The 24,626-nt window shown below is 45.3% G+C and carries 22 protein-coding genes; 9 read left to right on the top strand and 13 right to left on the bottom strand.

The window, feature by feature from the left end; all coding sequences use genetic code 11:
* Nucleotide 1: 1 nt before the first annotated feature.
* From Q7P33_RS09665 to Q7P33_RS09650, 4 genes are read left to right on the top strand one after another with little or no spacing between them, the layout of a single operon-like run.
* Nucleotides 2-1,207 (top strand): alanine racemase, encoded by a 1,206-nt coding sequence (locus tag Q7P33_RS09665; protein WP_303869791.1) that lies wholly within the window; start codon nucleotides 2-4, stop codon nucleotides 1,205-1,207.
* Nucleotides 1,195-1,425 carry a phosphopantetheine-binding protein gene (locus Q7P33_RS09660; RefSeq protein ID WP_303869787.1) on the top strand — a complete coding sequence of 77 codons (231 nt, stop codon included), beginning with the start codon at nucleotides 1,195-1,197 and terminating at the stop codon, nucleotides 1,423-1,425. Before Q7P33_RS09665 ends, Q7P33_RS09660 begins: the two co-directional genes overlap by 13 nt.
* Before the next feature lies 1 nt (nucleotide 1,426).
* A complete protein-coding gene (locus Q7P33_RS09655) occupies nucleotides 1,427-3,028 on the top strand; it encodes an MBOAT family protein (RefSeq protein WP_303869785.1) in 1,602 nt (533 codons plus the stop codon).
* Between the two features lie 14 nt (nucleotides 3,029-3,042).
* Nucleotides 3,043-3,999, top strand: a complete 957-nt coding sequence (locus tag Q7P33_RS09650; RefSeq protein WP_303869783.1) for a hypothetical protein — start codon at nucleotides 3,043-3,045, stop codon at nucleotides 3,997-3,999.
* 144 nt (nucleotides 4,000-4,143) lie between these two features.
* Here Q7P33_RS09650 and Q7P33_RS09645 read toward each other — a convergent pair whose 3' ends face one another.
* Nucleotides 4,144-5,634: a carbohydrate-binding domain-containing protein gene (locus Q7P33_RS09645; protein ID WP_303869781.1), complete on the bottom strand. Its 1,491-nt coding sequence runs from the start codon at nucleotides 5,632-5,634 to the stop codon at nucleotides 4,144-4,146.
* Nucleotides 5,635-5,970: 336 nt separating this feature from the next.
* Here Q7P33_RS09645 and Q7P33_RS09640 point away from each other — a divergent pair, with 336 nt between their 5' ends.
* Genes Q7P33_RS09640 through Q7P33_RS09625 form a run of 4 tightly spaced genes read left to right on the top strand, consistent with a single transcriptional unit; the run spans nucleotide 5,971 to nucleotide 7,077 of the window.
* Complete coding sequence (locus Q7P33_RS09640; protein ID WP_303869779.1) at nucleotides 5,971-6,177, top strand: helix-turn-helix transcriptional regulator; 207 nt, start codon at nucleotides 5,971-5,973, stop codon at nucleotides 6,175-6,177.
* 11 nt (nucleotides 6,178-6,188) lie between these two features.
* Nucleotides 6,189-6,644 carry a hypothetical protein gene (locus Q7P33_RS09635; protein WP_303869777.1) on the top strand — a complete coding sequence of 152 codons (456 nt, stop codon included), beginning with the start codon at nucleotides 6,189-6,191 and terminating at the stop codon, nucleotides 6,642-6,644.
* 9 nt (nucleotides 6,645-6,653) lie between these two features.
* On the top strand, nucleotides 6,654-6,860 hold the full coding sequence (locus Q7P33_RS09630; protein WP_303869775.1) for a hypothetical protein: 207 nt from the start codon (nucleotides 6,654-6,656) through the stop codon (nucleotides 6,858-6,860).
* A gap of 1 nt (nucleotide 6,861) precedes the next feature.
* The gene (locus Q7P33_RS09625; protein ID WP_303869774.1) at nucleotides 6,862-7,077 is read left to right on the top strand and encodes a hypothetical protein; all 216 of its coding nucleotides are present in this window, start codon (nucleotides 6,862-6,864) and stop codon (nucleotides 7,075-7,077) included.
* Nucleotides 7,078-7,160: 83 nt separating this feature from the next.
* On the opposite strand, the gene Q7P33_RS09620 is transcribed toward Q7P33_RS09625, so the two are convergent.
* From Q7P33_RS09620 to Q7P33_RS09595, 6 genes are all read right to left on the bottom strand, one after another.
* On the bottom strand, nucleotides 7,161-8,870 hold the full coding sequence (locus Q7P33_RS09620; protein WP_303869772.1) for an FAD-dependent oxidoreductase: 1,710 nt from the start codon (nucleotides 8,868-8,870) through the stop codon (nucleotides 7,161-7,163).
* Nucleotides 8,871-8,900: 30 nt separating this feature from the next.
* Complete coding sequence (locus tag Q7P33_RS09615; RefSeq protein ID WP_303869770.1) at nucleotides 8,901-9,236, bottom strand: glutaredoxin domain-containing protein; 336 nt, start codon at nucleotides 9,234-9,236, stop codon at nucleotides 8,901-8,903.
* Between the two features lie 219 nt (nucleotides 9,237-9,455).
* Nucleotides 9,456-9,719: a hypothetical protein gene (locus tag Q7P33_RS09610; RefSeq protein WP_303869766.1), complete on the bottom strand. Its 264-nt coding sequence runs from the start codon at nucleotides 9,717-9,719 to the stop codon at nucleotides 9,456-9,458.
* Between the two features lie 375 nt (nucleotides 9,720-10,094).
* Nucleotides 10,095-10,505, bottom strand: a complete 411-nt coding sequence (locus Q7P33_RS09605) for a hypothetical protein (RefSeq protein WP_303869763.1) — start codon at nucleotides 10,503-10,505, stop codon at nucleotides 10,095-10,097.
* 30 nt (nucleotides 10,506-10,535) lie between these two features.
* On the bottom strand, nucleotides 10,536-11,249 hold the full coding sequence (locus Q7P33_RS09600; protein WP_303869761.1) for a DnaJ domain-containing protein: 714 nt from the start codon (nucleotides 11,247-11,249) through the stop codon (nucleotides 10,536-10,538).
* Between the two features lie 200 nt (nucleotides 11,250-11,449).
* Nucleotides 11,450-12,037, bottom strand: coding sequence for a hypothetical protein (locus Q7P33_RS09595; RefSeq protein ID WP_303869759.1), 588 nt, complete (start codon nucleotides 12,035-12,037; stop codon nucleotides 11,450-11,452).
* A gap of 276 nt (nucleotides 12,038-12,313) precedes the next feature.
* Between Q7P33_RS09595 and Q7P33_RS09590 the strand changes: the two genes are divergently transcribed.
* Nucleotides 12,314-13,891: a hypothetical protein gene (locus tag Q7P33_RS09590; protein WP_303869757.1), complete on the top strand. Its 1,578-nt coding sequence runs from the start codon at nucleotides 12,314-12,316 to the stop codon at nucleotides 13,889-13,891.
* A gap of 165 nt (nucleotides 13,892-14,056) precedes the next feature.
* Here the strand turns inward: Q7P33_RS09590 and Q7P33_RS09585 are convergent, their stop codons facing one another.
* The 6 genes from Q7P33_RS09585 to Q7P33_RS09560 form a co-directional block, all read right to left on the bottom strand.
* Nucleotides 14,057-14,734: an SOS response-associated peptidase gene (locus Q7P33_RS09585; protein WP_303869755.1), complete on the bottom strand. Its 678-nt coding sequence runs from the start codon at nucleotides 14,732-14,734 to the stop codon at nucleotides 14,057-14,059.
* Nucleotides 14,735-14,802: 68 nt separating this feature from the next.
* On the bottom strand, nucleotides 14,803-15,711 hold the full coding sequence (locus Q7P33_RS09580; RefSeq protein WP_303869753.1) for a helix-turn-helix transcriptional regulator: 909 nt from the start codon (nucleotides 15,709-15,711) through the stop codon (nucleotides 14,803-14,805).
* A 620-nt stretch (nucleotides 15,712-16,331) separates the two neighbouring features.
* Nucleotides 16,332-19,793: a YDG domain-containing protein gene (locus Q7P33_RS09575; protein WP_303869751.1), complete on the bottom strand. Its 3,462-nt coding sequence runs from the start codon at nucleotides 19,791-19,793 to the stop codon at nucleotides 16,332-16,334.
* A gap of 133 nt (nucleotides 19,794-19,926) precedes the next feature.
* Nucleotides 19,927-21,783, bottom strand: coding sequence for an ABC transporter ATP-binding protein (locus Q7P33_RS09570; RefSeq protein WP_303869749.1), 1,857 nt, complete (start codon nucleotides 21,781-21,783; stop codon nucleotides 19,927-19,929).
* Nucleotides 21,780-23,519: an ABC transporter ATP-binding protein gene (locus Q7P33_RS09565; RefSeq protein ID WP_303869746.1), complete on the bottom strand. Its 1,740-nt coding sequence runs from the start codon at nucleotides 23,517-23,519 to the stop codon at nucleotides 21,780-21,782. The genes Q7P33_RS09570 and Q7P33_RS09565 overlap by 4 nt, the downstream gene beginning before the upstream one ends.
* A 105-nt stretch (nucleotides 23,520-23,624) precedes the next feature.
* Nucleotides 23,625-24,524 (bottom strand): helix-turn-helix transcriptional regulator, encoded by a 900-nt coding sequence (locus Q7P33_RS09560; RefSeq protein ID WP_303869743.1) that lies wholly within the window; start codon nucleotides 24,522-24,524, stop codon nucleotides 23,625-23,627.
* Nucleotides 24,525-24,626 lie beyond the last annotated feature (102 nt).

Raw genomic sequence — 24,626 nt, 5'->3', positions numbered from 1 at the left:
CATGAACAAACTCAAATGGAGAGGATTATTAGAAAAACAGTCAACGCCTATGTACGCTTACGACCTTTCTGTACTGGAAGAACGTATCCGTTCCCTGCGTAGCTGTTTGCCCGAGGGTGTCAGACTGTGCTATGCAGTGAAAGCCAACACCTTTATACTTGCGACAGTAAGTGCGCTAGTCGATCGACTGGAAATCTGTTCTCCGGGAGAACTGCGGATTTGTTACCAAATGGGGTTGCCCACGAACAAATTCGTGGTTTCCGGTGTTTATAAGACGCCCGCCCTGATTCGAGAACTAATTGCCCAGGGACCGACTGGGGAGCTTTACACTGTGGAATCCATGCAACAATTCAGCATCTTAAGCGATATTGCTCATCTGGCGAAAAAACGCATTTCCATTCTGCTCCGCCTGACCAGCGGCAACCAATTTGGACTTTCCGAGGATGAATTGGAACATATCGTCAGCGAGTACCAGCACGATCCATTCCTTGAAATCAGAGGCATTCAGTATTTTTCCGGTACCCAGAAATCATCTTTGAAGCGGCTTAAACGGGAGCTGGACTATCTGGACAGCGTGCTTAACAAATTACAAACTGACTGCGGCTATTCCGCTCCTGAATTGGAGTTCGGACCCGGACTTCCGGTCTCCTACTTTATCGACGAGGACTTTGACGAAGACGCCTTTTTGCATGAATTTTCAGCCTTGCTGACCGGAATGCAGTTCAAGACAAAGCTTACCCTGGAGCTTGGACGCAGCATCGCCGCCAGTTGCGGTACCTATTTAACAAGCGTTGTCGATAAAAAAACAAACAAAGGGCAGAACTACGCCATTGTCGATGGCGGTATACACCAACTTGTCTATTATGGTCAGTCAATGGCAATGAAGCATCCCATTGTCCACGAGCTCACTCGCCGCGGGGGCACAGAGCAGGAACCATGGAATATCTGCGGTTCGCTTTGTACCACTAACGATATCTTGGTAAAACAGTTTCCCATGTATTGCCTGGAAATCGGTGATGTGATCGTATTTGAAAACACTGGTGCATATTGTGCGGCGGAAGGAATCGCCTTATTTTTAAGCAGGGATTTACCGGCGGTCATGTTGCTGAAAAACGGTTGTGAACCCGTCTGTGTGCGGGGGCATATGCCAATAGAGATGTTAAATACACCGAATAATGAAATGAGGAAAAGAGTATGGAACGCCTGATTAAAATTTTGAAAGACATAGAACCGGAAATTAACTACGCAAACTGCAAAGACCTGATCGATGGACATCATTTGGATTCGCTCTCCATCATTGCCTTGGTGGGAGAGCTGGAGGAAGAATTCGATATTACAATCCCGACCGTCGAGATAACTCCGGACAACTTCAATTCCCCAGAATCTCTCTGGGCAATGGTAACGCGACTAATTGAGGAAGAATAATATGCCCTCGATTCCATCGTATTTTTCCGTACAGTTTCTGGCGATTTTGCTGCCAGTCACTGTCACGACTTATGCTTTCCTTCCGCAAAAGCCGCGGCGGATTGTACTTTTACTCGCGAGCTACGCCTTTTTCTGGGCCGTCAGCGGAAAGCTGTTGGTTTATCTTCTGCTGTCCACGCTCTCCATCCACCATTTTGGTCTCTGGCTTGCCGACAATCAAAATCGCTGTGACCAGGCTTTGGAGCAGGCTCAAAAGGAAAACCGCAAGGGCATCAAAGTGTTATATCAGCGGCAGCAAAGAGGGATTATTGCGTTTGCTGTTATTCTCCATATAGGCGTTCTGGCAGTTCTGAAATATTCGGCTTTTTTTGCAACAAACCTGAATGTCGGCTTTAATCTTTTAAAGCTGCCTGCTACGGTCGCCATACCTTCTTTTGTGTTGCCAATCGGCATTTCTTTTTATACCATGCAGGCGCTATCGTATGTTTTGGATGTCTATCACCGAAAAATATCAGCTGACCGCAACCTATTTCGTCTTGCCCTTTATATGAGTTTCTTTCCACAGATCATGGAAGGGCCAATCTGCCGGTATACCGAAACCGCAGAGCAGTTGTGGAGCGTACCGCCCATTGAATATCGCAACCTTACCTTTGGCCTGCAACGCATTCTGTTCGGTATTCTGAAAAAAATGGTCGTCGCAGATCGCCTGAACCTGCTGATCAGCAATGTATTCAACAGCTATCAGGACTATGACGGCTTCGTAATCGCTGTCGCCGCAGTGTGCTATACCATTCAGCTTTACATGGACTTCTCCGGCACAATGGATGTAGCCCTTGGCATCGGACAGATTTTCGGTGTTTCATTGACCGAAAACTTTCAGCGCCCTTTTTTTTCCAAGACTATTCCTGAATTTTGGAAGCGGTGGCATATTACTCTGGGTGCATGGTTCCGTGATTATATCTTCTATCCTATTTCCCTGTCAAAGCCCATGAAATACCTTTCTTCGAAGGCGAGAAAACGACTTGGACATAACTTTGGCGCACTGCCCGCCAGTGCCATCGCGCTCTTTTACGTGTGGCTATGCAACGGATTGTGGCACGGCGCTGGGTGGCACTTCATTTTTTTCGGCATGTATCATTTCGCGCTAATTTTGAGTGGAAACATAGCAGAACCTTTCGCGGCGAATATCGCACATAAGTTGCATATATCGCGAGAACATCCGCTTTATCATGGATTTCAAATCGTCCGAACCGCCGCTTTGGTTTGTATCGGTGAAATGTTTTTTCGAGCCAACGGACTTCGTACCGGACTTGCAATGCTTAAGAAGATTTTTACAGACTTCACTTTCAACACCATTGTAGAAAAGACTTTCTTTTCTTTTGGTGCAGACTTATATGACTACATCATTGTCGCTATTGTCTTGGCTGTCGTTTTTTTTATTGAGCTTTGCCAAGAAAAGGGCGTATCCATTCGGGAGCGCATCAGTACAAAGCCTGTGGCGAAACGTTTTGCGGTGTATTATGCTCTGATTATGGCAATTGTCATATTTGGCGCATATGGAGACAATTATGTCCCTGTCGATCCGATTTATGCAAGCTTTTAGAAAGGCGGTAAACCATGAAAATCAAGAGAACGCTGAGAGGTGTAGCATTCATTGCCGGACTCATGATCCTGCTGGCCGTATCATCCTATTTGCTTGTTCCCAGAAACAATACGGCTGCAGCGGGAATGGAAGCAACTTCGGCCAACGGAATCCTTGGTGAAAAGGAAAACTCCATCGACATTCTGGTGCTCGGAGACAGCGAATCCTATTTCTCCATCTCCCCTTTGCAGCTTTGGAAAGAAAAAGGCTACACCGCATATGTCTGTGGAACCGCGGGTCAGCATTTAACCTACAGCAACACCATGCTGCACAGGGCATTTCAAAAGCAAAAGCCTAAAATTGTAATCTTGGAGACCCTTGCAATCTACCGCAAAATGTCATTGAGCAATGTGGGACTGGCTGAGATCGCTCGCTATTTTCCCGTATTTCAATATCATAACCGGTGGAAATCATATGATCTGAAAGGATTTAAAAACGGAGTCAAATACAATTGGGCTGAAGATTACAAGGGCTATTTTTACTCCGATCAAGTAACTCCCGCTCAAAATTTGGAATACATGACGCCGACAGAAGAGTCTGCGAAAATTGCAAAAACAAACAGATACTTCATACAAAAAATCAAAGACTTCTGTGATGAAAATGGAGCCGAATTGATCCTTCTCAGCACACCGAGCACACAGAATTGGAATTATAAGTCACACAACGGAATTGCGATCCTTGCCAGCGAATTGAGCTGCGAATATATTGATTTAAATCTGATGAATGATACCGTCGGCATAAACTGGAGCCTGGACACCCGTGACAGTGGGGATCATTTAAATTATTCCGGAGCAAACAAAGTAACTCATTATTTAGCGGAATACCTGTCAGGCAGGGGAATCTTATCAGATCACCGTGGAGACAAAAACTACGCACACTGGGATGAGTGCTTGGAAAAGCTGAACGCGAAAGCAAAGGGCACATCTAATTAGAATAAAGAATCGCATAAGCTATGCACTTACCTATCCGTGCTCGGGACTTTCACCCGTTAGATTGTGCCTGTGCCGGGCGCACCTCAAAAAAGGCATGTCCTTCCTTTGAAAGAAACATGCCTTTTTTTATAAATACTTTATCTATTAAGGTCTTTGACCGCTCTGACCGGGTTGACTCTGACCGCCCTGGCCCGGTTCTCCCATTCCGGTCTGGCCATTGCTGATAACCACGCCCGTTAGAGGAATTTCCACCGTCTGGCTACCACAGGTCAGCGTATAGGTCGATCCCTGAGCCAGATCCGGACTACTGATCACCACCGATTGATAGGTTTTATCCGGGGTGTATGTTACTACAGTCTTGCCGCTGTCATCGGTCAATTTTATTTCAGTCCCGGCTGCACAACTTGATGTCAGGTTATAAAGCAAGGATACCTGGGTTGATGTTTCTGAAAATGACTGCGCCATTCCGGTACTGCCGGCAATCACAACGGTTCCGCCTGATACATCGGCCGTACCGTTATAATCCAGAGCGCCATCGCCATTACTGGTCGGTCCACTGACATAAATGGTGCCACCTGAAATATATAAATTACCATTGCTGTCAAGGCCATCGCCTGAAGCATTGACGTGAATCGTTCCACCCGCAATCGAGACATATACATTGGCATCATTCTCCATCGCCCCACCTCTGCCACCAGTATCGTTCGCTGAAGTCATGGCATTAGATCCGTTGAATCCATCATCTTCTGCTGTGATATCAACGGTTCCACCTTCAACGATAATTACAGTCCCTTCAATACCTTCGAAGGAATTTGAAATGGTAATCGTACCGCCAGCAATATAAACATGACCTTTGGTCGAATCGTCGGCATTTTTTGATGTTATTCCTTTTCCATCAGAAGAATTGATGCTAATCAAGCCATCTTTTATTTTTACACAGTTCTTGCCGTTCAGACCATCATTTGCCGAAGCGATATTAATGATTCCACCGGTTATGACCAAATCATCCTTTGATACAATACCATGATTAACATCCGTTGTGATGTTAAGTGTGCCTTCGCCGTTGATAGTCAAATCAGCTTTACTGAAAATCACACCATCGACGGTATTTTCATCGGTCTGAACGTAGGCGCCACCATCGGTTAAAGTATTGACGGTGTTGGCTGCCAAGGTAATAAATACCTTATCGGCGCTTTTTACATAGATGGGCGCATTATCGGAACAATTGATGGTTGCACCACTTAACACAATCTGAATCTTGTCGGTATCGGCAGCAGCGACGACAATCTGGCCATCAGACAGATTTCCGGTGACCACATAGGTTCCTTCTTTGGTAATCGTCAAAACGCCGTTACTGGCCGTAGCACCGTCACCTGATACCTGGATAGTACCGCCATCCAGAGTGACTTGAACCGCAGTGGCGTCATCATAGCTTGTTTCCAGGTCACGATCGGTAAATTCCGGATCAACCACAACCGTTGATGTCGGTGATACCACGGCGCTTAAAACAGCAGTGGTTTCAGTGACCGCTTCGGCGGTACTTTCAGCCGTTGTCGTCTGGGAATTTGGACTGCAACCGCCCAAAAATACCATAATGATTAATAAAAATGGTATCAGCCTCTTTAATCTTTTCATTGAATTCTTTCCTCTCTTTTTCTGTTAGACTTTATGAAGTATTTTTATATTAGCAATATTCTCACACAATCAGGGATAAACGTTGTAGTAAATGAGAATCTCTTGATCATCGTAAGGTGTTGCCTCGTTTTTTTTATTATAGGCAGGTTATGTGACGGCTATATGGATAAAGGCTGTTTTTTTATTGAAAGACCGCATTTTATTTTGCATCACCAGCGCTATTTTAAGTTCAAAATTCTATCCCCAACTTTTTTGCAAAGTTTGCTTGACATTTTATGCAAAGCAAACTATACTAAAAATGCAAAGTATGCTATGCAGATTATTAGAAGGTGTAATATGAAAACACGAATCAAAGAATTACGAAAAGAACGAAAACTCTCCCAGGAAGAATTGGCTCTGGCGGTGGGCACAACCCGACAGACCATAACCTCCATTGAAGTGGGCAAATATACGGCTTCACTGATGTTGGCCTATAAAATTGCCCACTATTTCGGACTGACCATTGAAGAAGTTTTTGACTTTTCAGAAGAAAATGAATTTTAGGAGGCAGTTGTATGGAAAAATTTAAAATAACGGTTAAACGAAGAATCGCCCTTTCTTCAGGAATCGCCTTGGTGGCCCTGGTCTTGGGGGCTTATAGTATTTACTCAATCATTACTGCTGACATCTCAACGGCTACCCATTCTGACGGTTTTGTGGCAGGATTCCAGTTTGGTCTGATCGTCAGTATTCTGGGACTTGCGGTGATTGACATCATCAAGCTGAGTCTGGCGATGAAGGACGAAACCAAACTGAAGCTATTATACAATAAAGAACATGACGAGCGAATGAAAGCCATCCGCAGCAAAGCGGGAATGCCGCTCATCGCCATCACCTCGATGCTGATGATTCTAGCTGCCATTGTCGCCGGATATTTCAATATTATCGTCTTTTATACCCTGATCATTGCTGTAGCGGCCCAACTGTCAGTCAGTGCCGTTGTTAAGCTCTATTGTATGAAAACCATGTAAAGAGGGACGATGATGAAAAATAGCCTTTTGTTTCCAGTGACTCTCACGATCATGATGTTCTGCCTGGGCATCATGGTCGTTAACTGGCTGATTGTGCCTCTGCCAGATTGGAGCGTTCGCAGCTTTGGCCTGCTGATGCTGGCCGACTTGCCGGTTCTGGTTTATTCCCGGATAAAATTTTGTAAAACCATCAATAAAAAGAAACGGAGTTTTTAATGTGAAAAGAACCATGCGAAAAGAATTAAAAATCGGACTTTTGCTATTTGCCCTATTTAATCTCGTCAATTTGTTCACCAATAACCTGTTTCCAGAAGTACCGGCCCTGCACTTTATCCTCGGTGGGCTGGCCGGGTTGGCTTTTTGTGAGGCGATTATCGGCATCTTGCCGGAAACCACGTACACAAAACTGAAAAAGCTAAAAAAGAATTTATAAACAAAACCCTCAACAAAATTTGATTGTTGAGGGTTTTGAAATTGTATATTTTTCCGTTATTTCTGACCCGTCTTTTTAAAAACCTATTTTGCCGTTGTCTCAAACTTAAGTTCGGCCAATTGATAATGGGCAGTTTTATAGGTACTATAGCCGCCGGCCAGATTATAAATATTGGTAAAGCCGTGATTCTTAAGAATACGGATTGCCAGATAAGCCCGTTGTCCAACCTGACAGGTTACATAAATCGGGGTATCTTTGGCGATTGGAATTTCACCTATCCGATCTCTCAGACTATCCAGCTCAATATTCACAGCACCCTTAATCCCGCCTGCCCGGACTTCCACTGGTGAACGGACATCCAGTAGAAAGCCGCCATCTGCGACAATCTGATCAATTTCATGCCATTGAACGGTTTGATAGACCCCATCGATAATGTTCTCGGCAATGTAACCCAGAATGTTCACCGGATCTTTCGCTGATGAGAACGGCGGCGCATAACTGAGTTCAAAGTCCTGAAGATCCAGTACCGTTGCGCCGAGCTTCATCGCCGTGGCAATCACATCAATCCGCTTTTCAGTCCCCTCCTGACCAACGGCCTGGGCCCCGAGAATTTTCAGGGTTTGTGGGTTATACAGCAGTTTCAAGGCAATATTGGTGGCATTGGGATAATACCCGGCATGATTGCTCCGATGCGCCACTACCACCTGATAGGGGATTTTCTTGAGATCCAGCAGAGCGGCATTATTGCCGGTGGCGGCAATGGTCTGATTAAACACCTTGGCTACGGCAGTTCCCTGAATACCGACATTTCTGATTTTTTTACCGTTGATATAATCAGCTACCAACCGTCCCTGACGATTCGCCGGCCAGGCTAAGGGAATCGCAGTCGGTGTTTTGCTGACAAAATCGACCACTTCCACGGCGTCACCGATGGCAAAAATATCCGGATTGATGGCATCATTTTCGCCGTTATAGACCTCATAATTAACGGTTGTAACGATATGTCCTCGGAGTCCCACTTTTAAGTTCGCCTGTTTAGCCAAAGCATTTTCAGGCACCACCCCGATAGCGAGAATAACCAGATCAGCTTGGAGGACCTGACCACTTTCGAGCACCACTTCACTGCCCTCCTTCTGGAAATGGTCAACCCCATCTTCGAGAATCAGATTAACGCCATTGGCATTGATTTCCTGGTGAACCAACTGAGCCATTTCAAAATCCAACGGTTTTAAAACCTGGTTCATTTTTTCGACTAAAGTGACATTAATGCCTAATTCCCGTAGGTTTTCAGCCATTTCAACACCGATAAAACCACCACCGATGACCACTGCCCGGTTAACCTTGCCGCTGTCTACCACGGCTTTGATCTTATCGGTATCGGGAATGTTTCGCAGGGTCAGGATGTTTTTAGCATCCGCCAATCCCGGAATCGGCGGAGCGATGGGTTTTGCTCCGGGTGATAGGATCAGTTTATCATAACTCTCGGTATACGTTGTACCCGTTTGATGGTTCTTAACCGTCACGATTTTTTGATCCGGATCGATGGCTGTTACCTCGCTGAAATTGCGGATATCCAGGTTAAACCGTTTGGACATCCCAGCTACCGTTTGAACCAGCAGTTTTTGACGGTCAGTAATTACATCGCCGATATAATAAGGCAGTCCGCAATTGGCAAATGAGATATATTCGTCCCGTTCAAACAGGATAATCTGATCTCCTTCACTTAAACGACGAAGTCTGGCTGCGGCCGTAGCACCGCCAGCGACACCACCAACAATTAATATTTTTTTCATTGTGTTATCTCCTTTATGCTATTCATTTTATTATTTTGTTTCAAAGCTAGTTTTACATTTCGGGCAACGGATCGTGATTTTGCCCTTATTACTGGGCGCTCGCATTTTGGTCTGACAATTCGGACAGACGACCACTCGATGATCGACCAGTTCCAGTACCTTGGCCTGATCCAAACCAATCACGGCGTCATCGCCAATGATAAACGTCGGTACTCCACGAATTCCTCTTCGGGCCATTTCCTGTTGGGCCGCTGCATCAACATTAACGTCCTTCTCAATAAATTGAATGTGATTCTGCCTGAGAAAAGCCTTTGCGGTCTTGCAATGCGGGCAGGTCTGGGTAGTAAACAAGGTTACATCTTTCATTACTCTCACCTGATTTCTTTTATTTTTTGTGACTTTGTTTGTTTATAAATTAACTAAATTGATCTTACCAAATACTTACCCGATTCTCTGTGATTTCATCACTGAGCGATCAAAATAATACAGATTATCAAAAAAACAAAAACAACCAGAAATTTAGTTCCGGTTGCTCTTATTTTAAAACCTGCCTTATTTTGACTCTATTTCCAGCTCTTTTTAGGTTTAAATTGCATTTTTTATGCGGTCTATTTCGGAACACTTCGTCCCACTGTGAGTTCTTTTCGTTCTGCGGATTTTCATCTCCTGATAGGCAAACTTACTACCTTTTTTACAGCCATCATCTTTTACCATCAATATCGAAAGCCCTTCCATCAACAGGGTCATTTTACATTGATGAGAACAGATAGTGCAGGTGAGTTTAATTTCTCTGATTCCATCCTCCTGACAGATTACCGCTTTTTCTTCTTTTAAATGTGTGTTGATCATTGATTGAACCTCCAAAACCTTTGCTCAGAAACAGATTGATTTCAACGTCGCCGCCATTGTCTGCCGGAACCGTCGTGCTTTTGGCCATTTTTAGTAAAATTTTATCTTTTCTGAATTATAACACAAAACCTAAAGATTGTTAAATAAATAACCAGTGGAAACGTTATCTGTTTTGTCGGGTTGATTTTTTTTAAGGTTATCTTTATCATAAATCTCACTACATTTTTTTGATAAACTCAAACGCAATTTAATTTTTTGGCATTTATGTTATCCTGTCTTTCTTCATCAAATCGTAAATACATGAAAAACCCAAGAATTTTTCTTTTCAAATTCTTGGGTTTTTGGTTGACCATCTACTGATTTATCAGCGTTTCTTTATACTAACACCCGAACTGCAAATGATTCGTTACACGCCGGACATTTAACCATATGTTTACCCCGTTTGATCGGCAGTTTAAGCATCTTCCTGCAATGGGGACATTTGCGATACCGATGCACCCGGACTTCTTTAATCCGCCGGAGAAAAATCCGGCCTTCTTTTTTTACAGGATTCCACAGTTTCAGGAATTGTTCGTTTTCGCTCCGCCTGCGGCTGATCTTTCGGGAAAACCCCCGCAGCACCATCAGTAGGATCAAGGCGTTTGAAAGAATCATCAGGATCGTTGAATTGACCATCAAATTGACCATCATCAGTCCCAGAGCCACAAGTAACCCGGCATAATAAAGCTGATCAATGCCATATCGGCCAGACATGAAGCGGATCAGGGTATTTTTAAAACTCTCCATTTTTGTCTCCTTATTAATTAACCACAGGTTCTAAAATATCAATCCTAAAAACGACAGCAAAAACTGAATCGCGTAAAAACCGATAAACAGTTTAACAATGGTACCCAGCGGCGAAAAACTCGATGCCCGCCGACCAGCACCTCCAAACCAACTACGTCGCCCGCTCATTTGGTTTAGGAGGTTTTGATACTCGCTGTTATCCGGTTCCATTTCAACAGCCATCTGGGCATGTTCCCGAGCAACATCCCGGTAACCCAGGCCATAGTTGGCAATGGCGCTGTAGAAATGCCATTGGGCACTGCGATCTGACAAATGATTGAGAATATTCAAAGCCTCCTGATAATTCCCCATATTGATTTGGTTGGCGGCGGCGTCAAAACTGTAGCTCTGACGTTGACTGTAAAAAGCGCCAAAAATCCACTCAAAGGGATCGAATCCTTCAAAAGGGTCACCCTGACTTGTTTGTCGACTGCTGCTGGCATAGCGATAGGTATAGGTTTGTCCCGACTGGCCCTGTCGATAGGGACTGGCGGTGCCATGGGCATTGCCATAAGCATAGTTGGCCTGCCCGCTTTTGATTAAGTCATAGGCCGCATTGACCTCACTCATTTTCTTGGCAGCCTCCGGATTTCCCGGATTCAGGTCGGGATGGTATTGCTTCGCCAGTTTTTTATATGCTTTTGAGACGTCCTCATCACTGGCATCGTGAGGAACCCCCAAAACGTGATAGGGATCCAAATTCATTGTGCTTCCACCTTTATCTGTAAATTTATTCTAAAATTAATAGTGGCTCGATTGTACCCCTAAATGTTTAGGTTTTGTTTAAATAATTGAAAAAAAGTTATTCAATTGGATCATTCTTCTTTGTCAAATCAAAACTGCCACTAAAAGGTGCGTGTCTATCACTGTCTTTTAATGGCAGCTCGTTGATCAAAAGTGCTCATTTATTTTTGCTGTGACAAAACCCCGATGGTGGATCGTCCGGGTAAAACAAAGTAATTATCGCCCAACGTCACGCCGATTTTATCCGTTTCACCCAAGAACATGTCAAACAGCCGTTTCTGTTCCGCCGTGGACCATTCTTCACCATTTCCGGGAACGTAGTCCTGCACTGCCAGCCAACCGGTTTGCGCCTTCACCGCATCTGCCACAAAAACCTTCCCGGTATTCACCAGCAGATTCATAACCTCATCGATCATAAAAAGATCCATGGAATCTTTGAGGGTTTTCGCATAGTCATCCAGCTCCGTGCCAACCGTAACTATATAGGGAAAAACCGGATCATCTGGGTTAACATACCCCCGAAGCAGCTGGCTTTCAAACATCACGTCGTTGATTTTTACCCACGAATCCGTTTTTTCAGTAACTGTCGCACTAAAATAGATCGCCTTGGGTCTGGCAATCTGCTCAACCACTTCATAAACCGGCTCCAGAATATCCAGCATCGCCTCATTTCCTCTTAAATGCAGTTCTTTGTCCAACGTTTCCATATCATAGACGAAGGGAAATTTTTCAAAAATCTTAAATTCCATTTTCTTTCTCCAATCTTTTGGGTTATTTTTTGTTTATACCCATTCTACTTCAAAATATTAAATAAGAGTAAATTTTTCTATACCGACGATCTCCCACCACCTGGAAGACGCCGCGATTTCGATTATTCAGGTCGATTCGTTACAGCAAACGATCGGTTTGCAAATAGTTGTTGATCTAAAAAATATTTATTTGATCTAAATAGCGTCTATGGTAAAATACATTTATAATTTCTGTGAAGACCTTTACAGAAATGACTAACTAAAGGAGTGAACCTCATGATGAAAAGAAATCTACTGCCCTTATTGCTCATTTTTGTCCTACTGTTAAGTGGTTGTACTGCACCAGGCTCCAGCCAAAGTAATCCGGATACCCTTTCTGATGCAACGGCCACACTGCAAAATGAAGTGGACGAAATTCAGACAATGCTTAAAAAAATTGGAACGAGCGTCGGAAAAAGCCCCGCTGGTGATGAAAAAGCCTACTCGCTGATGAACGAGCAGCTCAACAGCAAGCCTTATTTCTTTGATATCCTGGTAACGGATGCCGATTCAAACGTGACTCAGGTTGCCACAAAAATGGACAGCCCTTTTATTGGTCTCAATTTAAAAAGCATCAACCGCCATCCCGAACTATTTGTCGATACCCCGGCGATGGTTATCAAACCACACACCTCCACTGATGATACCCCTTACCTCTATGCTTCGGTACCCATCGAAAACGGTGGTTGGGTAATTGCCTATATTGATCCCTATACCTTTGGCGCTGAACTCAGTAAACTGGCCATCGGACAGAATCTCGATCTTGGCGTCATCGACACCAACGGAACCAATATCTACACCAGCAATATGACCGAAATTGGTAAGAATATCTTAACTGATCCGATCTACAGCAGTTTTGTTGAACTTCAAACGCTTATCAAAAACAAAATGATCCCTGATGCTCAGGGTGAAGGAACCTACACGTATAATGCCGCTGGTACCAATGAACCGGTGCAGAAGCAAGTAAAATGGGATACGGTTAACGCCTTTGGCTCCGAACTGCGGGTGTACGTCAATTCCGAACCTGGTGCAGGTGAAACCACAGCGACCAACGGGGATCTGCGTCAGTTTACCGAGGAAGAATTATCCTGGCTGGATACTGCCAGCACCTTGATCTATGATGAGTTTACCAATCTCGAAACGCTCACCAAGACCGCCGTAACTGCCTACCAGCAATCCGGTGAAACAAGCGACGCTTTCTCCAGTGCCTTAGCCGCCATCGCAAAAGAGAGTCCGATTGCTAAAAATGTTGTGTTTGTCAATAATGAAAACCTCATTACCAACGCCTACCCCAGCTACTTTAAAGGGATTTCATTTGATCTTTATAATAAAAATATCCCTGCCATCAGCCAGCAAAAACAGCCTTTTATCACACCGTTAACTTTTACCGACCATCAGTCTCCGGCAACACAGCTTCTGGCTTTTGTGACCCCCGTCGAAAAAGATGGCCAGATTGCCGGCTATATTGTGGCTCAGGTGCGACTCTATGATTTTGCTGCCTATCTGACCAATCTGGAAAGCATTGGTGAAAATGTCAATTTTATGCTCACCAATAACGATGGAACAATTCTTTATGATGGTGATCTCACTGAAATTGGCATGAACACGTTTGAGGATGACCTCTACTCAGAAGGAACCCTCAGCGACTATATTCACAATGAATATAAGCCCAACCGGGAAGGCCAGTCCGAATATGAATTCTATGGTGCCGGGATGACAGAAATCATTCCCAAACGGGTCGTTTGGAAAACCATGACCTTCATGTGGAATGACTTCAAACTCAGTATGAATTCGGAGTGGAAGCCAGGCGAATAAGTAATCGTGATCGTTACAAAGCTAAACCCTGACTGCGATCGTCGGTTCAACCTTATGATTTCAATTATTTAATCAGTAATATCGCTATCGTATAAAAAACCGGTGAAATGTTGTTCATTTCACCGGTTTTTAATTTTTCACTGACCTCGTTTGCTGTAATTCTGACTACTTCTGCGTACTCGAATCCCCCTGCTTCAATTCATCGATGAAACTGCATTGTTTGATCCCAACCAGTGCTTCCCGTTTCAGGGCAACCCGGTCTTCTGACATCAGTTTCAGGGCCGTTTCGGTGGAATAAAGAAAGTCATTGGCGTGATTTTTAGGAATAAGCACTGGCATCCGATCATGGATCTCTGCCACCAGCTCAACGGGTTTCTTTGTCATAATCAGAAACGTTTCTGGCCCTCCGGCTGAGGAATGATAAAAGCCCCCCAGATAAATGAGATCATCCAGCCCGACAAAACGGAATTTCTCTTTTTTCTGATTCCATTCATAAAAACCAATCGCCGGAATCAGGCAACGTCGATTAAGAAAGTCATCCCGAAAACTTGCTTTTTCCAGAACCGTTTCCGATCGGGCATTAATCAACAACGTCTTTTTTCCAAAATCACGCTGATACCCCCATTGCATCAGCTTCAGTTCAATTCCTGGATCATTTGGCTGCATCGTGTAAACTGGTGCCAGATCCGTGGGATAAATATCCCCCTTTTTTATCGATGTCTGATATTTCTTATTTACTTCGTCAACGATTGCTTTTATTGCCTTTTCATCTTTCTCCGAATAAAGCACATAACGCCCGCACATTTTTGCACCTCGCTTTTTAAAACCCGCTTTAAATTCCACTGTGACAATCAATCATTGTCAATTACTGCTAATCCAATCAGCCCTGAACATATCCCCAGTTGCTTTATTTATCCATTAACAGGTTTAACCGGATAGGCCTCAATGTACCCGCGGTAGCCCATCGGCGCCAACTGGAATCGCGGTGCTGCCTGGGGTGCCCATTGATAGCCGTAAACGGTTGGATCAAAGCGTTTAACATGCTCCCAAATCGATCCGATTTCAGCCATGAAATCAGCATCGTCATAGGGTTCACCCTGGAACACCATCATCGTACAGGGCGGCAGCTCAATCAGCTCATACCCTTCCGGAATGACATTGGCATAGTTCAGCGGTACTTCCACCCCCTGTACATATTGAGACGTCCCTTCCCGGATCAGATGATCGGGCAACCACATGCCAATGGGTTCGTATAAAGCTTCCTTGACACTGGTGAGTACCGACCAGATCTCACAGCCTACTTCTTCACAATAACCAAAATACTCGGTTGCTTTAACACCCCGCTTTAACAGCAGCTTCCGGGCTGGTCGCTCAATTACCTGAACAAATACCGTTTTGGTTTCATTTTTGTCGCTCATTTTTTTCTCTCCTTTACGCATGGACTGGTAGGTATCGAAAACTTTCTGAGGCATAAACAATTTGATTGGCGGCGTCTGACGACCATATTTGCTGGGGGCCATTCCAAACTCCCGGGAAAATGCCCGGGTAAATCCTTCGTGCGAATCAAAGACAAAATCCATGGCCACATCGACAATTTTCATCTCTCCGTCCCGGAGCAAAAGCGCCGCCCTGGTGAGCCTTAACGCCCTGATATATTCAAAGGGCGCTTTCCCGACCACCTCTTTAAACAGCCTAGCGGCATGCCAGGGCGAATACCCGGCCGCATTAGCCAGTTCTTTCAAAGTGATCTTTTGGGTTAAATTGGTTTCGATATAGTCCTGCATCCGTTGCACCGCCTGAAAAATCTGCGCCTCATCCATTTTTCTCACCTCCTCTCCCCATATCATAATCCTTCATGAAAAAAGATACTTGATTTCTTTTGCTAATTTATGCCATTTTTGAAAGAAAAAGACGATTATCAAGTTTTAACTTTTCCGAGGTTAATCTTTTCGTTTTCTTCAGTAACAGAATTCAGTCATCAACTTAAAATTCGCTTTCATACCATTTGCAAAAACGTCTGCCCAATAAAAACCTTATTCGCATGATGGCATCAATTTTATACAAACGTTTACATTTTGTCTATTCACTTCTTTTTATAATGTGCTATAATTAGCTTAAATCAAAGATCAACTTAATCATTATTAAAAACAATGCCCTCGTTGAATTTTAACCAATTCAACGAATTAAAAAGCAGATTAACCAGAAAATTTAGATGAACTTTCAATCCAATAATTTAATCCCAATTAAAAGAAATGAAAAATCAGCTAAATCAAAAGGCAATCCAACCGTGGAGGCGTTTATTTAAAAATGAAAAAAGAAGATTTTTGATAAATCCAAAAAAGGAGTCCAAACAATGATAATTGAGACTTCAAACTAGACCGGTTTCACAGATTAAAAAATGTGGAACCGGTTCTAGTTTTTTGTTGTTAAACCGCCAGCGTTAATAGCAGAAGCTCTGCAGTATCGCTCCGTCGTAATAATACAGCGCCTTGTCAAAGCCGGCTGGAAGCGGCGGACATGACGGGGCCAGGATTTCGGATGACAAGGCCAGTGTTTCCGGTACTGGCTCGGTCGTATCCGACGGATCAAAAGCCTGCCTGTAAACACTCCCGTCATTGGCCTGGGCAATCAGATACTCATCGGTGCCGTTCTGATAATAAGTCGGATTGACGATACCGCTTAGTGAAACAGAAACGGTCGTCTTTGGTACCCACGTAGTGCCATCCCAGCTTTCGATTTGACCGCTTGCATCAACTGCCAGCACAGTCCCCTCTTTATCAATCCCAATTAGCCGAGACGTACCGACTGTTACGGTCACCGGGTTTGAGTCTGCATCACAGTATGGCTGCCAACTGTTTAAGTCACTGGCATAATAAATCGCGCCCTCTTCATCAATCCCGTAAAAGTTATTTTCATCTTTATAAAAAAGTTTGAAGTTATCCTCCGGTGCTGTAAATGTCGCACTGTTGTTTAACCATTCTCCCCAATTTTCATTTATAAACGTTGCGGTCATCACCGCCGCCAGAATCTCGCCATTGGTATCATAAGCGGACGTATCCAACGAGTAATTCCCGGCATCGGCACCCCCCAGTGTCCCGCTTAAACAGATGGTATGTTCCCCAATCGCATCACTTCTTTCCTCGAGATTGTAATAATTGGCTTCACAGGTTTTTAGATAAACATCCTCGGCCATCATCGTATCCTCTGCTACGATGACACCAGCAAGGATCGGTAAAAGAAGCAGTTGCGCCCCGGTATTGCCGGACTCGAATTTTCGCTGGGTTTCGATACTGACATTCTCAAGGCTTAATGGTCGGGCTGTAATGGCGGCCGTGGTTTTATCTTCTGGGGCTTCATAATTGCCGGCGCCCGTCCCTGTTAAACAATAAGAAATAGTGACCGGCTGAGTCGCCCCAACGTTTTTATCCTCATAAATGGCCGTGGCTGTGACCTTCACGTATTTCGAATCAGTCCCGATAAAACCCGAAATCATCGCATTGTCAATCGCCAGACCCTCCATATCGGTTGCCGGTTTCCCATCGTAGACTTTGGTTGAGCCGACGGCAGGCGGTGTTATCGCTAACTTTTTTGGCACAATGAGGCCATCAATCAAACGGGGGACGCTGTCTGATAAGACATAGCGATTCGCCTCGGCACCGGTCAGTTCATACATTACACGAATTCTGTTATTACCGGCCGCTGAATTTAAGTAACGGCCCGATACGGTCAGTTTGGCCTCGTCGCCAGAAACAGGAGCAACATCAAAAGACGCCCCGGAACCACTAACATCAACGGTGCCATCATAGATTTTTATTGTCTCCAGATTGCCCGGATAAAACCATACCGTACCCGGTTTGATCTCACCGGCAGCCAAATAAACATCCCGGTTAAAAACGTAGTTCTGAGTAGCTTTTCCGCTTAGGTAAGCCGTCCCTTTTACCGCCAGATCCGACCCGAAAACCGCTTTTTCACTTGACGACGCGGCGGTATAATACTCTCCTTTGATATTAATTCCGTTTTTTCCATTGCCCCCTTCAATCATTGACGCCCCAAAATCAGCCTGAAAAACCACCTGATCGGTCGCGGCTAGCGGTTCAATTAAGCCCTCCAGATTTTTTGCGACACTACTGCCATCATAGGTTTTAGCAGCGCCTGATGTTATCATTCGAATGCCAAGTGCCACCGGACTAATGGCCGCCGTCGTGGTGCTGTTTGCCGGTTGTTCATAGCGGCCGGCATTTATCCCGGTAAGGTGATAGGTTATGGCAACCGTTTTTCCGCTTCCGGCATTTTGATCACAATAGGTGGCCGTGGCGTATACCGTCACCGAATCCCCGGAAACAATACCGGATACTACCGACGGATCAAGGGCCTGTGCGGTGACATTGGTGGCGGTGGTACCGTCATAGGTTTTATCGGAAATAGCTGGTGGCGTAATCACACTTAAGCTGATTTTATCGGGTGTACTTCCGCCCCCACCCGTACCGCCGGAATCCAGCGGCGGAATAACGGGCGGATCGGTGACTCCCGGATCAACCGTATAATTAAGCGGTGCATTTTGGAAAACGACATGATCCGCCGCAATATTGGCATTGGTCACCGTACCGGAACCAATAATATTGGCCGGTGCGCCAATCGACAGGTTGCGGACGCTAGAAGATGCGGCGAGATTGACACTGGTATTTTGCGCAGTAGCCGTCAGGTTAAGCGCATTAATGCGGGTGTTTCCCTGGGTCGTCAGGGTGATGCCCGGCGCCTCAACCGTAACTTGACTAAACGCCCCCTCCAGAACCAGAGTCTCTCCGGTGGCATCTTTGCAAAGCACCACTTCTGTCCCATTAAGACCGACGCTTACAATCCGCACCGCGCCCGTCGGCGTCTGTTCCACTCGAATGGTTGTCATCTTTCCGCCATTAATATGAATACTGTTTTTGCCGCCGCCGCGAACCCGCAGTTCACCCGTGACTTCGATGTTGTTTAAGGTGACCTCGCCATCGCCAACCGCTTCATCAACAATCAGATTTCCGTTGATCCGAAGATTCTGAAGCGTGACACCGCTGGCAGTCATAATCACATCAGAATCGATGGTCTCAAGGCCTGTTTCCGGGCCAAAGGTACCGGCCGTTGCGTAGACCGTCGCATCAATCAGGCTTTCAAGTCGGGCAAACGCCGCTTCAATGACGGCTACGGCGGCATCCACCTCGTCTTGCGTATTCTTTGCAGTAACGGTGTTATTCTTTAAAACGTTTGTCAGATGATTAAACGAGTTCAGTGTATAGTTTGAAGCCGTTAAGCTTGCAAATTGCGAACATAACTTATTGTAACTGCTTAAATCCGCGCCTGTCGGTTCATCTTTTACGATTTCAAGTGTCAAGGCTTCCAGCCGCAGACTGCTGCCCACCGTGCCAAGCTGTTCGCCGTCGGCAATCCACTGACTGGCATCCTCCGGCATGTCCCCGATATTTTGAATATGACCCCGATATTTGATATGATAACCCGGATACAAATTGCCGTTGGCATCGGTAAGGACGATTCTGATCGCTTCAATCCGCAGGCATTCGCCCCGGGTTCCCGCGTATTCGCCGTTTTTCGCCCAAGTGCCAAGATCTTCTTTATCATAAATCCAGCCAATGTTTTGAACATGGACATTGTAGCGAATTTCCATATCCGAAGGCAGACCCCCGCCAAGCTTAAACTCAAACCCTTCAATCCGTTTACTCTCACCCGCGGTGCCAATGCGATTGGGGCTTTGAACCCAGCTGCCATCGGTCGGAAAATCGCCGATATTCTCAATATGGCCGCGCGAAAAAACTGAATCTGTGCCCATGTCTGATGCAGCAAAAACCTGAGCTGCCGACAACAGCAAAAGCATCAGCAAAAGACTGATAATACCCTTTTTCATTGCTTTCTCCTATCAATGTCTTTATAAAATTTCAAATGATTTTCGTCATATTCATTCTAGCACTAACAATTCAGCATGAAAAGGCATTTTACGAAAAAAACGATTTGTGAATTCTCGCAGTTATGGCGGCTCTTTACCCCACCAGATGATTAAACTGGCTGTTATACAAATCAGCATAAAATGTATCCCCAGCCAACAACTCCTGATGGGTTCCTTTTTCAACAATGGTTCCGTTTTTCATCACCAGAATCAGATCGGCCGACTTAATCGTGGACAGCCGATGGGCAATCACAAAACTGGTTTTGCCCTTCATACTCTGTACCATCGCTTTCTGGACTTCCAGTTCGGTTTTGGTGTCAACGCTGGATGTCGCTTCGTCAAGAATCATCAGGGCCGGATTGGCCAGCATTGCCCGGGCAATGGTTAATAACTGCATTTGGCCCTGGGAAACCGATCCTTCTTCATTGGAAATCACCGTATCATACCCCTCTGGTAAGGTTCGGATAAAATGGTCACAACGGGCCGCTTTAGCGACTAGAGTAATTTCTTCCCGGGTAGCATCCATCTTGCCGTACGCAAGGTTCTCGGCGATGGTACCTTTAAAGAGCCAGGTATCCTGAAGTACCATCCCTACCATCCGCCGCAGCCCACTTTTTGACAGTTTCTTGATATCTATTCCATCGATCGCTATCGTTCCCCCCTCCAGCTCATAAAAGCGCATCAATAGATTAACCAACGTTGTCTTACCAGCACCGGTTGGCCCGACAATCGCCACCATCTCATTCGGTTTAACGGTAAAGCTGACATCCTGCATCAGCAATTGCCCGGGCTGATAACCAAAACGGACATGTTCAAAGGCTACCGCCCCGTCTGGCGCTGTGATCTGTATGGGATTGATGGTTTCCGGCAGCTCTTCGGATTCATCCAGAAATTCAAAAACCCGCTCGGCTGAGGCCAACGCCGCCTGCATCGAATTGATAAAATAAGAAGCCTGGGTAATCGGATCGGCAATCTGGTTAACATACTGCAAAAAAGCCTGCACGGTTCCAATGGTCATGGTGCCGTTAATGGCAAAGATCCCACCAACGATGGCCGTCACCACAAAACTGAGTTGTGTCAAAAAACGGATCGCCGGATAGATAGCATAGATCACAAACTGTGATTTTTTGTTGGCCTGATATTGTCGTTCACTTAACTCCCGTTCGGTTTGCGTAACCATTACCTGCTGGTTAAAGCTTTTGATAATCAGGTTACCGGTGTAATATTCTTCGATTTTTCCGTTTAATTCCCCTAACACTTTCTGATTTTCAGCAAAAATTGCCAATGTTTTTTTGGAAATCGCTTTGGTGGCAAAAACGCTTAGCGACATCGTCGCAATGATAATCACTGCCATAACTGGGCTGAGAATAAACATAATCACCACACTGAAAACCAGGTTACAAAGGGCATTGGCAAACTGTAGGGCGCCGGTTTTTAAGATCTCGGCAATCTTATCGGGATCGTTGGTGGTGCGGCTTAGTATTTCGCCGGTTTCATTGGCATCGTAATAATGAAGTGGCAACCTGGTAATCTTTTCACTTATTTTCTCCCGCATCGATAAGGCCAGCTTTTCACCCACACTGGCCATGGTATATTCCTGAACAAAGGCCACCACTGCACCAATCAGATAGGCCAGCGCCAACAACAGCAGCGGCCACCCGACCATTTCAGCCAGCTGTTCATAACTACCACCCAAGCCATTGGTACGAATGGCCTGAATCAACTGATCCAGGGCTTTGCCCATGATGATCGGCGTAACGGCAAAGAGTCCACTGCTGACAACTGCCGCCAGCAAAATGATCAGCAAGGCCCATTTTTGTTTTAGCAACAACCCCATCAAGCGCTTGGCCGCCGCCTTGGAATTTTTCGGAACATCTTCCATTTCCGGCTTTACTTCGGGCTTAAACGCCTGCTTCTTTTGCTGTTGTGCTTTTTTTCGCCGTTTCCTCATAAACTGCCGACCTCCTTTTCGCACAGTTGTGATGCCACAATTTCCTGATAGACGAGGCAGCTTTTAATCAGTTCATCATGACGACCAATTCCAACCATCCGACCGGCCTCCAGTACGATAATCTGATCAGCATCGATAATCGTGCTGACCCGTTGGGCGACGATCACCACCGCTGCCGAAGCCATCTCTAGTTTTAAGGCGTTTCTCAAGGCTGCATCGGTTTTAAAATCGAGTGCCGAAAAACTATCATCAAAAATGTAAACCGGGGCTTTTTTTACCAGCGCCCGGGCAATACATAGCCGCTGCTTCTGGCCGCCGGAAAAATTGGTGCCGCCTTGGGCCACCGATCGCTGGTATCCTTCTGCACTCTCAATAATAAAGTCATGGGCCTGGGCGGTTTGGGCTGCCTGTTCCAGTTCCCGCTGCGTGGCCTGACTGTTTCCCATCCGCAGATTGTCGGCAATGGTGCCACTAAAAAGAATCGCCTTCTGGGGTACATAACTGATGTTTTCCCGCAGCTCATGTTGAGAAATCTGGCGGATATCCACCCCTTCCAGTGTGATGGTTCCGCTGGCAACATCATAAAAACGCAGCATCAAACTGGCTATGGTGCTTTTGCCCGAACCGGTTCCGCCGATAATGGCCGTTGTTTTTCCCTGCTCACAGGCAAAGCTGATTTCCTTAAGAACCGCCTCTTCTGCCCCCCGATAGGAGAAACTGACCTGATCGAAAACAATTTTTACCGGATCGGCTGGATTTCTTCTAACCTGTGGTAATGTCGCATCGTTGATTTCCGGAATCGTATCCAATACCTCCTGAGTGCGATCCAGGCAGGCTTTCATTTTTGGCAACATCACCATCACCATCGACGACATAATCAGCGCAATCAACAAAAGAATGGTATATTCTGAAACAGCAGTAATACCCCCAACTTGGATTTCTCCGTTGAGCACCAGAAAGCTGCCAAACCATAACACCGCTACCAGGCTGATTCCCACGACTGACCAGATCAGTGGACTAAACACCGCAAAAGCCTTATTGAGCCGGATCACGTTGTTGGCGTAATTTAAAAAGGCCGCATTGGTTCGATTTCTTTCAAATTCGGAATTATCAAAGGCCCGGATGACCCGCACCCCGGAAATCGCTTCACCCATAATCCGGTTGATGCTGTCCAATCTCTTTTGGATGGTTTTTGAAATCGGACTGGCTTTGATAAAAATCATATAAATGCCCATCATAAAAACAACCATGGCCAAAACCGGAATCGCTACCAATTTGGGACTCACGGCGATCGTCATAATAATCGCCACCACCGCAATAATCGGTGCCGGCAAAACCATTTGGGCCAGCATAATCACCGTCTGTTGGATCACCGTGATATCCCCAGTTGCCCGGGTAATCATTGAAGCGGTACTAAAGTGATTAAAATCACGGATCGAAAGAATCTGGGTTTTGTCAAAAATCCGATCGCGTAGATATTTTCCTGAAAGGGCCGCTAAATCGGCACTCATATAGCTGGCCCATAAGGAAATCAGGGCGGATAAACCAACTGCAGCCAGCATCTGCAAACCTAATCGCACAATCGCAATCAGATCATTTTTGAGAATCCCATCATCAATCATTTTGGCCGCAAAATAGGGCACCGCCAACATGCTAAAAGACTGGATTACCGTGGCCAGTATAATTAAAAACAACAGCGCTTTTTTTGCTTTTAAAAATTGAATCAAATATGTCATCTTTCTGCCCTCCGAAGTTGTTGTAAATCGGTGAATCGTTATGTCGGTTTATTCTTTCTATTTACTCGATTAGACAATTATTAGGATATGGTTCTTAGAATTTAATCAAAACAGAGAATCAGCCTCGCCTTTTTTTTCACCTGCCATACGGCGAGCTTCCTTTTTTTCTTTGGCTATTTTTAACAGCTCCGTCATTTTCTCATCAGTGTCGGTGCCGGGTTCGGGAATATGCACGGCCATTTTGAGATCGGAATGACCCGATACATCAAAATTGCTAATTTCAAAATCCAGGCGGCCAACAATGGGATGCATCAGTTGCTTATAGAGTTCGCCATTATTTTTTATCTCATGGAGTGGCCACCAGCGATTGAAATCGGCACTTTCGGCTTTGAGGTTCTCAACAAACTGTTTAAACCAGGGGTCTTCAACAAATTTTCCGCAACTGGCCCGAAATCGACCCACCATTCCTTTAGCGTGACGTTCCCAGTCGACAAACAGGGTTTTATATTTTGCATCGGTAAACATTGCCCAGACGATGTTTCGCTCAAGCTCATTCATCTCCTCAAAATCACCAAAGATTGTGCTGGCCGCAGCATTCCAGCCGATGACATTCCATCGTTGATCGGTGATCAACGATGGACAATGGCTAAGATTATCCAGAACATGTTGCAATGCCGAACTGATAAGATTATGGTGTTTAAAATGTTCCGATGGCAGGGGCTGGTTGGACAGGCGATAAAGATAGGTTTGCTCTTCCGCATCAAGCTGCAAGACCCGCGTCAGACTCTCCACCACCGAAGTTGACACCTGAATGGGCCGCCCCTGCTCAAGCCAGGTATACCAGGTTAAACTGATCCCCGCCATTTGAGCCACTTCTTCTCTTCTTAATCCCGGTGTCCGCCGCCGTGCAAGCGCTTCAACGTCAAGCCCCACTGGTGCGATGCTTTGTCGGCGCTTTTTGAGAAAATCACCCAGTTCTCTGTTTCGTTGTTGTTCACCATCCATTTTTCTGCTCCTTCCTGTTAGTATTGATACTAGTATAATTACTCATCTGGAAACATGATAGCTTTTATCGTATACTGATTAAAAAGTTATTATTGGAGGCTA

Origin of the sequence: Acetobacterium wieringae (assembly GCF_026646375.1) — a bacterium.
GTDB lineage: Bacteria > Bacillota > Clostridia > Eubacteriales > Eubacteriaceae > Acetobacterium > Acetobacterium wieringae_A.
This window is presented reverse-complemented; position numbering and strand designations above follow the sequence as displayed.

What these genes read in the sequence shown, in the direction of transcription:
- Q7P33_RS09665 (WP_303869791.1), top strand. Translation starts at nt 2, where the DNA reads ATGAACAAACTCAAATGGAGAGGATTATTAGAAAAACAGTCAACGCCT.
- Q7P33_RS09600 (WP_303869761.1), bottom strand. Translation starts at nt 11,249, where the DNA reads ATGAATTTGGATCCCTATCACGTTTTGGGGGTTCCTCACGATGCCAGT.
- Q7P33_RS09605 (WP_303869763.1), bottom strand. Translation starts at nt 10,505, where the DNA reads ATGGAGAGTTTTAAAAATACCCTGATCCGCTTCATGTCTGGCCGATAT.
- Q7P33_RS09560 (WP_303869743.1), bottom strand. Translation starts at nt 24,524, where the DNA reads ATGGATGGTGAACAACAACGAAACAGAGAACTGGGTGATTTTCTCAAA.
- Q7P33_RS09595 (WP_303869759.1), bottom strand. Translation starts at nt 12,037, where the DNA reads ATGGAATTTAAGATTTTTGAAAAATTTCCCTTCGTCTATGATATGGAA.
- Q7P33_RS09580 (WP_303869753.1), bottom strand. Translation starts at nt 15,711, where the DNA reads ATGGATGAGGCGCAGATTTTTCAGGCGGTGCAACGGATGCAGGACTAT.
- Q7P33_RS09565 (WP_303869746.1), bottom strand. Translation starts at nt 23,519, where the DNA reads ATGACATATTTGATTCAATTTTTAAAAGCAAAAAAAGCGCTGTTGTTT.
- Q7P33_RS09650 (WP_303869783.1), top strand. Translation starts at nt 3,043, where the DNA reads ATGAAAATCAAGAGAACGCTGAGAGGTGTAGCATTCATTGCCGGACTC.
- Q7P33_RS09610 (WP_303869766.1), bottom strand. Translation starts at nt 9,719, where the DNA reads ATGATCAACACACATTTAAAAGAAGAAAAAGCGGTAATCTGTCAGGAG.
- Q7P33_RS09575 (WP_303869751.1), bottom strand. Translation starts at nt 19,793, where the DNA reads ATGAAAAAGGGTATTATCAGTCTTTTGCTGATGCTTTTGCTGTTGTCG.
- Q7P33_RS09655 (WP_303869785.1), top strand. Translation starts at nt 1,427, where the DNA reads ATGCCCTCGATTCCATCGTATTTTTCCGTACAGTTTCTGGCGATTTTG.
- Q7P33_RS09660 (WP_303869787.1), top strand. Translation starts at nt 1,195, where the DNA reads ATGGAACGCCTGATTAAAATTTTGAAAGACATAGAACCGGAAATTAAC.
- Q7P33_RS09590 (WP_303869757.1), top strand. Translation starts at nt 12,314, where the DNA reads ATGATGAAAAGAAATCTACTGCCCTTATTGCTCATTTTTGTCCTACTG.
- Q7P33_RS09635 (WP_303869777.1), top strand. Translation starts at nt 6,189, where the DNA reads ATGGAAAAATTTAAAATAACGGTTAAACGAAGAATCGCCCTTTCTTCA.
- Q7P33_RS09570 (WP_303869749.1), bottom strand. Translation starts at nt 21,783, where the DNA reads ATGAGGAAACGGCGAAAAAAAGCACAACAGCAAAAGAAGCAGGCGTTT.
- Q7P33_RS09620 (WP_303869772.1), bottom strand. Translation starts at nt 8,870, where the DNA reads ATGAAAAAAATATTAATTGTTGGTGGTGTCGCTGGCGGTGCTACGGCC.
- Q7P33_RS09630 (WP_303869775.1), top strand. Translation starts at nt 6,654, where the DNA reads ATGATGAAAAATAGCCTTTTGTTTCCAGTGACTCTCACGATCATGATG.
- Q7P33_RS09645 (WP_303869781.1), bottom strand. Translation starts at nt 5,634, where the DNA reads ATGAAAAGATTAAAGAGGCTGATACCATTTTTATTAATCATTATGGTA.
- Q7P33_RS09615 (WP_303869770.1), bottom strand. Translation starts at nt 9,236, where the DNA reads ATGAAAGATGTAACCTTGTTTACTACCCAGACCTGCCCGCATTGCAAG.
- Q7P33_RS09640 (WP_303869779.1), top strand. Translation starts at nt 5,971, where the DNA reads ATGAAAACACGAATCAAAGAATTACGAAAAGAACGAAAACTCTCCCAG.